Origin of the sequence: Cognataquiflexum nitidum (assembly GCF_022538055.1) — a bacterium.
GTDB classification, from domain to species: domain Bacteria; phylum Bacteroidota; class Bacteroidia; order Cytophagales; family Cyclobacteriaceae; genus Cognataquiflexum; species Cognataquiflexum nitidum.
In genome coordinates this window covers 1-8,452 of sequence record NZ_JAKZAM010000058.1, presented here as the reverse complement: position 1 = coordinate 8,452, position 8,452 = coordinate 1, and the positions used below count along the sequence as shown (strand labels likewise).

Genomic DNA, 8,452 nt, shown 5'->3' with positions numbered 1-8,452 from the left:
AGGTTTTTGGTGCAAACCCAAAATACATATTTTGGGCAAAAACGAGACCTCTCATCTTTTATTTAGGACGCTATTGAAAATATTTAGATTCATCAGGTATAGTTAACTTAGCATATCTCAATTAAACCCACCGAGAAATTAATTTATGCCTTATTTATTTTTATAAAGAAATCTTCTAAATTTAATTTACAAACGCTTCTGTGGGTTTATAATTGGCTTTTAAAGCATTTGCTTTCTGAAAAGTTGATCAAACTTAAACAGTAAAGTAGCCCAATCACTCCTTAGTTAAAGCTATTGTCCGAAAATTCGGCACGGAAAAACTACGTTTTATTTACAATTTCAGACATTATCAAATGATTTTAAATCAATTATCATTTTTCATTGGCTTCATTTTGCTTTTGCTCATTGTAATAGTATTGATGAACTACAAAAAAGATAAAAAGCTCAACGGATTCTTTTTTGTTATCTTGGGAATAGTCGGGATTCAACGGTTTTTTAATGGGCTGGAAACTTTTGAGTTAGTTGAATCCTTTTCCAATCCTTTCAAGACGTATTTAACTTTTGTATTTTTTATACCTGTAGTTTATTACTTGTTTTTTTACAACTTGTTATTCACGCAAACTCCTTACAAAAAAGTCTCTTTACACTTTTTACTCCCTACACTTATTTCAATACTATACATCATTTTTAATCCAAGCCTAGGGGTTATTCAAGTGGTTTTTTTTATCTATTCATCTCTCTATGTTGTTTTACCTTTCATTTTAATTAAGGATACTTTATACAACAGAAAAAATTATAAAGAACTTATACATTTTAAGTCTATCAAAAATTGGGCTTTAATCATGTATGGAATCTTAGTCCTTAGTTACCTTTTTGCCAATTACATATTTTTGACCTATTCGACCGGGACAGTGAATAATATTTTAACACAATTTTATAATGCCACTTCTCTAATTTGGTTTTTTGTTGTCCTGTATATTTTGAAAAACCCTGTGATCCTGTATGGGGAACAGCTGTTGCTCGAAAAAATAAATACAGCTACAAGTGAAGAAGTTGCAATCTGGCGGAATAAGAAGAAAGGAAACACCGAAGAAGAAGATCTCGAGGTAGAAAAAAAAGTGAAGGGCAAGGTAGAAGAAATCATATTTGCCCTTAAAAAACAAGAAAAGGAATTACTCCAAGACTTCCAATGGCTGCCTACGCTGAAAGAACTTGCCTTCAAGATAGACTACCCACAGAGTCACTTGAAATATGTTTTCAAATACTACAGCTATTGCACCTTTGGGGAATACCAAAATATTCTGAAAGTAAAATATGCCATGAAATTGATCCAATCTGGGTATTTGGATACACGCACCATTGATTCCCTAGCTATCAAATGCCTGTATACCAATAGAAGTACTTTCTACAAAAATTTCAAAAAGCAGACCGGCTATTCTCCTACCGAATACCAAGAAGCCCTTGCTACCATTTCTGTAAAAGATTCCATTCTATAATTATTTTTTGTTTAATTAATTTTTAAAAGAGATACCTTTTACAAATCATAAAGTTTTTAGCTTTTGCCTTTTCTATATCTAGTATGAATGTCTCCTGTCCTCCGAGAACAAAAATAGGTGTAACAATTTAAGCTATAAATAGTACAAAATGAAAGAAGAGAAGCTTAAATCAGTGGATCATTTTATCTGACTCAGATTGAGTTTTCGGATTAGGGGTAGTTTTGCTGGTAACAAAAAAATGCCCCCAATTATTCATTAGAGGCATTTTTAATTTAATTTCTAAAATGAATCAGACAATATAAATTCATTCCAATCTATTCTACATTGTTCCAGTTTAAAGATTTGAAACCTGAATCATAATAGAAGCACCTAAGGCCTTCCCATATTCTGAAAGTCAGGGACTGAGAGCGTAAACTTGACCTCTCCCATCTTTGCAGCCGGGCTTTCAATATCCTTGCAGGAGGTAAAGACTATTGCAAACAGGATCGAAAGAAAGAGTATTAGACTAAAATTTTTTCATGATTTCTAGTGTTTATGGTTAGTCTGGACAGGTTCCCCAGATGGGTTTGTTTCCGGAAGTAAGGGGTGATCCTTCTGAAAATCCATTTGGTGCTGAAAGAATTTTTGTAACACACCATGAAGAGATGTTTTGGTTGAATGGGGATGTAGCAAACATAAAATTCATTTCAGTAACATTACTTACAACCCAGTTCCCTATGTCTTGGTTGAATTGGGAACGCTCAAACATAAACTGCATATTAGTAACTTTACTAACATCCCAGTTTCCTATGTCTTGGTTGAATTGGGAAATTCCGAACATTCCATTCATATTAGTAACATTACTAACATTCCAGTTTCCTATAGGTTTATTGAATGTCGATCCAGAAAACATAAATCTCATATTAATAACATTACTTACATCCCAGTTTCCTATGTCTTGGTTGAAAACGGAAAAATCAAACATAAAAGACATATCCGTCACCAATGAGGTACAGACACAGGTCAAATCTGCCCCTTCATTCCTTCTTTGAATGAGCAAAGCCCTATCCACTGCTTCATATTCTTTACCATTCACCATACCTTTTTCTCCCACGGGAGCTTCCGGACATTTGATGGTGCCTAAATCTGTTTCAAAAAAAACAGGATCTTCAATTACAGCCCCTCCAATAATTATCTCCTCTTCTTCTAATTCAAAAGGAGCCATGACAAGGTCTATGATATTCACATTTCCTGCCCCTATTTTAAGGACAAAGTTGTAATGGACGTAAGCTGATACAGCAATGCTTCTTTCAATCAATGTACCCTCATAGGACTCTGTGACCTGTAGATTGGCAAGGGTACCTTGTTGTACATAAACATAACGAAAGGTATCATCATCAAGCAGGTTTAAGGGCTCTGAATCCACCCCCGTAGCTGAAATATTGGCCTCTGTGACAAACTCGTTCTTCACCGTCACCAGACCATAGTCCGTTGTTGCCTCAAGCGTGATGTCCATACTTTGGCTGTTGAGTCTAAACTCACCTTCAAGTGAATAAGGAAGAAAACTTTCAAATACACCACCCGAAACGTTTGATTCAAAGGTGTAACTGCCAAAAGGAAGTGTAATGCTGAAGGGGGCTGAAAAATCATTTGGATTGTACTGTAAGGTATATTTCTGTCCATTGACTTTGTTGGTAATATTCAATACCGCATTGTCTGCATAGATATGATTCCAGTCGGAATTGGCAGGGGGAGCTTGCACCCTTGCATTAGGTCTTCCCGTATTCTGAAAGTCAGGAACTGAGAGCGTAAACTTGACTTCTCCCATATTTTCAGCAGGGCTCTCAATATCCTTGCAGGAGGTAAAGACACTTGCAAACAATATTGAAATAAGGAGGATTAGACTAAATTTTTTCATGATTTCTAGTGTTTATGGTCAGTCTGGACAGGTTCCCCAGATGGGTTTGGCTTCGAAATTAATAGGTGAATTAAGTGAGAATCCAATTGGTTCTGAAGGAATTTTTTTAACACACCATGAGGAGATGTCTTGGTCGAATGGGGACCTAGCAAACATAAAATTCATTTCAGTAACATTACTGACATCCCAGTCGCCTATGGGTTGGTTGAAAGGGGAATCAGAAAACATAAAACCCATTCTAGTAACATTACTGACATCCCAGTTCCCTATGGATTGGTTGAATTGGGACAAAGTAAACATAAAACCCATTCTAGTAACATTACTGACATCCCAGTTTCCTATGGGTTGGTTGAATATGGAATTATTAAACATATCCTGCATATTAGTAACATTACTTACATCCCAGTTTCCTATAGGTTGGTTGAATTCGGAATTACCAAACATCCATTCCATAACAGTAACATTACTGACATCCCAGTCGCCTATGGATTGGTTGAAAGGGGAATCAGAAAACATAAAACTCATATTAGTAACATTACTTACATCCCAGTTCCCTATGGGTTTGTTGAATGTGGATAAAAAAAACATATCCTGCATATTAGTAACATTACTTACATCCCAATTTCCTATGTCTTGATTGAATTGGCGGTCAAAAAACAGTTCTCTCATATCCGTCACCAATGAGGTACAGACACAGGTCAAATCTGCCCCTTCATTCCTTCTTTGAATGAGCAAAGCCCTATCCACTGCTTCATATTCTTTACCATTCACCATACCTTTTTCTCCCACGGCAGCTTCCGGGCATTTGATGGTGCCTAAATCTGTTACAAAAAAAACAGCATCTTCAATTACAGCCCCCCCAATAATTATCTCCTCTTCTTCTAATTCAAAAGGAGCCATGACAAGGTCTATGATATTTACATTTCCTGCCCCTATTTTAAGGACAAAGTTGTAATGTACGTAAGCTGATACAGCAATGCTTCTTTCAATCAATGTGCCCTCATAGGACTCTGTGATTGTTAGATTGGCAAGGGTGCCTTGTTGTACATAAACGTAACGAAAGGTGTTATTATCAAGCAGGGACAAAGTCGTTGAACTCACCCCTGTAGCTGAAATAGTGGCATCTGTGACAAACTGGTTCTTCACCGTCACCAGACCATAGTCCGTTGTTGCCTCAAGCGTGATGTCCATACTTTGGCTGTTGAGCCTAAGCTCACCCTCAAGTGAATAAGGAAGAAAACTTTCAAATACACCACCCGAAACGTTTGATTCAAAGGTGTAACTGCCAAAAGGAAGTGTAATGCTGAAGGGGGCTGAAAAATTATTTGGATTGTACGGCAAGGTATATTTCAGTCCATTGACTTTGTTGGTAATATTCAATACCGCATTGTCTGCATAGATATGATTCCAGTCGGAATTGGAAGCTTGCACCCTTGCATTAGGTCTTCCCGTATTCTGAAAGTCAGGGACTGAGAGCGTAAACTTGACTTCTCCCATATTTCCAGTAGGGCTTTCAATATCCTTGCAGGAGGTAAAGACACTTGCAAACAATATTGAAATAAGGAGGATTAGACTAAATTTTTTCATGATTTCTAGTGTTTATGATTACAATTGTTGGCAATTAATCGGGATAGGTCCCTCAGACTGTTTTATTTTTATGAGTTGCAGGTCTAATACCGGAAAAGAAATTTTGTCTTCCCTCATATTCGTTCACTTGATTAAGGTGACAACCCGAAAAGAATAAAACAGAGGATAAGAAAAACAAATACTCAATCGTTCCATATATTGAACTTGCTTAGATTTTTAAATTTATTCCTGATGCGCATGGAGTTGTTCAGTGACTTACTTCGCTGTTTGTCGCTCAGTGATTGAATGCAAATGAAATTTAAATGGAAGAGAAAAAATCCTTCATTTTTTGATTTTGAAGAATTTGACACACATTTCAGGATAATGACGTAGTAATTTCATTTTTTTGAGGACAGCTATCAGGAAATCTAAAATTCAGTGCTTCGTAGATTTTACCCAAGGCTTCAAAATCGAAGAAGATTGAAAAATTCTTTTAGTAAACTAAAGCCGAATTAGGGTTTTAAATAGAGGATATTCATATCTAAGAAAAGTAAAATTCACAACTACTTTTCTGGACCCTACAATTAGAGCAGAAATAAAAAATCTAGTGATGACACCATCTTGTACAAAGAGGATTTGGTCTATTGAAGGAATTTAAAATTTGCTTTGAAATGCATACTACTATAAAAAAATTTGCTATGCTTAACCTTTGGCTAATCGACCTCATAACCATGAATAAGATTCGAAAAATTTTAAAAGGTTGTTTCTAACCTCTTTTTTAAATTGGCTCCTCCTATCATCGATAGTTGCACCCGAAGCAGGGTGTTTTTGACTTTGAAAGAAGTTTTCAATGAAATCATTTAGGGATATTCTTCACTCGACTTCATTAAAGTCCAGGATAGATTAATTTGGGTAAGTAGCTATTCCGCTGAAAAATTTTTCTTGGCAGGCTATCGCAGAATTCCAGTTGTCCTAGCGATAAAGAACAGCAGATGGAAGCATCAGTAAAAAAGGAAGCGCTTTATTATAATCCAAGGTAGGGTATTCTAAACCTAAAAGCCTGATGTTGGAATAGTAGGTTTGATGTTGGTTGTAATACATTTTTTCACTTTGTACAAACCAGGCCTTATCGCCTAATTTTTCTGCTAAAAACCATTTTTCAAATAATCTGGCACTTCTTCCATTTCCGTCGTTCCAAGGATGGATTTTGACAAAAACCAAATGAATCATTGAGGCATAAAAAAATACTTGTTCAATTGGCATTTCTGTCTTGAGTAAGAGCATCAAATCATTATAAAACTTAATCATTTCTGCTTCAACTTCAAAAGGGGTGGCAGCAACATATTCAATACGCCCATCAGGAGTGGACACATACATGTTTTGGGTACGATATTTTCCCTGTTTATTCTTGCTTAGAATATTTTTACTGAGTAATGCATGTGCCTTTCTAATGTTACTTTCATTCAATGCATTTGATTTTGCAAAAGTATACGCATCGTATAGGTCATCTATTTTTTTGGTGTAATCGGTCGAAAATTCAATCCCGAATTTCTTATGCTTGATGTAGCTATCCAACTCAATGGCTTCTCCTTCTATTTTGCTACTGTAAACAGAGGAAACAGAAGTGTAAAAACTAAAACTGTCTGTGGATATTTCCGCGTCTTGCAAGGCCTCAAAAGCAAGAATTAAACCTTTCTGTGCTCTTTCCAAGTACTCTGAAAGTAAATCATTACTTAGAATTTGTAATTGTTTGTTCATCACTTTTAAAGCTTAAGCTTAATATAAGTTCAAGTTAGTCAACAAATGTGTTGAAAAAAATTAATGGTTTGTAGAGTTGCCTAAAACAAAAAAACCTTGCATTACTGAAAGGCTTCTGCTCCCCCTATTGACAGAAGCTGCAGCAGATTGCTTGCACTTTCGATTCAAATTAATGAAAAACTTATATCAACCCATTTGTTCCCTTTCTTAATTTCTCGTAAAAAAACTGAAAGTATTAAGCTTAATCTTCAATTTATATCCTTGATTTTATTTTATCGAGTTATGCAGGATTTCTTATTACTATGTATTTTTAGATTAAAAAAAGGCCATGAATGAAATTTCCCGTAAGGAATTTTTGAAAATGACAGCAATGTCAGGTGCAGCCATTCTTCTATCATCCTTAGAATCTTTTGCAAAGGAATCCAAAAGCTCAAAACTCAGGATAGGTGTGATAGGTTGCGGAAGTGTGAGCAACAGATATATTCCACATTTACAAAGTTCATCACTCATTGAAATAGTGAGTCTGTGTGACATCAAATATGAGCGGGCATTAGCTCAAAATAGGGAATACAAGGTAAATGCAGCCACCTATCCGAACATAGATGAAATGCTCAAGGGGGTGCCTTTTGATATGATGGTCACACTTACTGACATGCAACAACATGGACACTTGAATAAAAAAGCATTGATGGCTGAAAAACACGTTTGGAGTGAAAAACCAATAGCAACCACTTATGCTGAAGGTAAAGCTTTGTTAGAATTGGCAAAAAGTAAGAATTTAAGATTATGGGGAGCCCCAGCTGTTGTAAATAGTCCACAGTTTTCATTTATGGCAAAATGTATTCAAGAAGGGAAATTAGGAAGAGTTGCCAGTGCCCATGGTCAATATGGGCATACCGGCCCAGATTGGTCTTCTTTCTTTTATGAAAAAGATGGTGGAAGTATGCCAGATCTTGGAGTCTATAATATTGCAACCTTAACAGGATTACTTGGCCCTGCTTTATCAGTAATGGCAATGACCAGTATAGTCAATCCAGAGCGCATGATTTATGAAAAAGGATTGGTACAAGTAGAAGAAGAGGACAATGCACACATATTAATGGATCATGGCAAAGGAATTATATCCCATGTAATGTGTGGATTCAATTATTTTGATCCTCATGGCCATGAGGCGCATGGTCAACAACTGCATTCCATTCAGATTTTTGGGGATAAAGGGAATTTGAGATTAATCGGTTACGATTGGGAAACCAGCGGTGTTTATTTGGATGATTCCTACGATCATCCAGCAACTTTATATCATCAAGAGACAGGCGGTTATGTTTGGCAAGAGGGCGCCACAAAAGTAGCTGAATCCATAATCAACAAAACCGAACCTAAAATCAATGTTGAGCATGCCTTGCATGTTCTTGAAATTATGGAAGCGGCACGAAAATCTTCAGCAACAGGGACAAAAGTCAATCTTCAATCTGAATTTAAATATCCCCTTGATGCATGACTCTAACCACTGAGTTAAAATGTCAATAAAAAAAAAGCCTCAAATCTTTCGATTTGAGGCTTTTTGCTCCTCCCGCACGTGCGGGACTTGAACCTATCCCGTACGTACGGGACATGATTAATCCCGCACGTGCGGGACTCTAACCAGCTGAGCTAAGGAGGGTCATGTACTGAAATAGGTTGACACAATTTAATTCAAAATTGTAAACCTATACACGGACAAAATGCGTGAATCAGA

At 36.3% G+C, this 8,452-nt stretch carries 5 protein-coding genes; 2 read left to right on the top strand and 3 right to left on the bottom strand.

The genetic code is table 11. The features are described 5' to 3' along the window. The first annotated feature begins 842 nt into the window (after positions 1–842). Entirely contained in the window at positions 843–1,496 is a 654-nt protein-coding gene (locus MMU07_RS21295; protein ID WP_241128633.1) for a helix-turn-helix domain-containing protein, read from the top strand. 538 nt (positions 1,497–2,034) lie between these two features. On the opposite strand, the gene MMU07_RS21290 is transcribed toward MMU07_RS21295, so the two are convergent. The 3 genes from MMU07_RS21290 to MMU07_RS21280 form a co-directional block, all read right to left on the bottom strand. Next, entirely contained in the window at positions 2,035–3,393 is a 1,359-nt protein-coding gene (locus MMU07_RS21290) for a BspA family leucine-rich repeat surface protein (RefSeq protein WP_241128632.1), read from the bottom strand. Between the two features lie 18 nt (positions 3,394–3,411). Continuing rightward, positions 3,412–4,980: a BspA family leucine-rich repeat surface protein gene (locus MMU07_RS21285; protein WP_241128631.1), complete on the bottom strand. Its 1,569-nt coding sequence runs from the start codon at positions 4,978–4,980 to the stop codon at positions 3,412–3,414. Between the two features lie 951 nt (positions 4,981–5,931). Beyond that, on the bottom strand, positions 5,932–6,717 hold the full coding sequence (locus MMU07_RS21280) for a Fic family protein (RefSeq protein WP_241128630.1): 786 nt from the start codon (positions 6,715–6,717) through the stop codon (positions 5,932–5,934). Between the two features lie 328 nt (positions 6,718–7,045). On the opposite strand from MMU07_RS21280, the gene MMU07_RS21275 reads away from it, so the two are divergent. After that, complete coding sequence (locus MMU07_RS21275) at positions 7,046–8,215, top strand: Gfo/Idh/MocA family protein (protein ID WP_241128629.1); 1,170 nt, start codon at positions 7,046–7,048, stop codon at positions 8,213–8,215. The last annotated feature ends 237 nt before the right edge of the window (positions 8,216–8,452 follow it).

Excerpts from the sequence above, each read along its gene's own strand:
- MMU07_RS21295 (WP_241128633.1), top strand. The coding sequence starts at position 843 with ATGTATGGAATCTTAGTCCTTAGTTACCTTTTTGCCAATTACATATTT.
- MMU07_RS21290 (WP_241128632.1), bottom strand. The coding sequence starts at position 3,393 with ATGAAAAAATTTAGTCTAATCCTCCTTATTTCAATATTGTTTGCAAGT.
- MMU07_RS21285 (WP_241128631.1), bottom strand. The coding sequence starts at position 4,980 with ATGAAAAAATTTAGTCTAATCCTCCTTATTTCAATATTGTTTGCAAGT.
- MMU07_RS21280 (WP_241128630.1), bottom strand. The coding sequence starts at position 6,717 with ATGAACAAACAATTACAAATTCTAAGTAATGATTTACTTTCAGAGTAC.
- MMU07_RS21275 (WP_241128629.1), top strand. The coding sequence starts at position 7,046 with ATGAATGAAATTTCCCGTAAGGAATTTTTGAAAATGACAGCAATGTCA.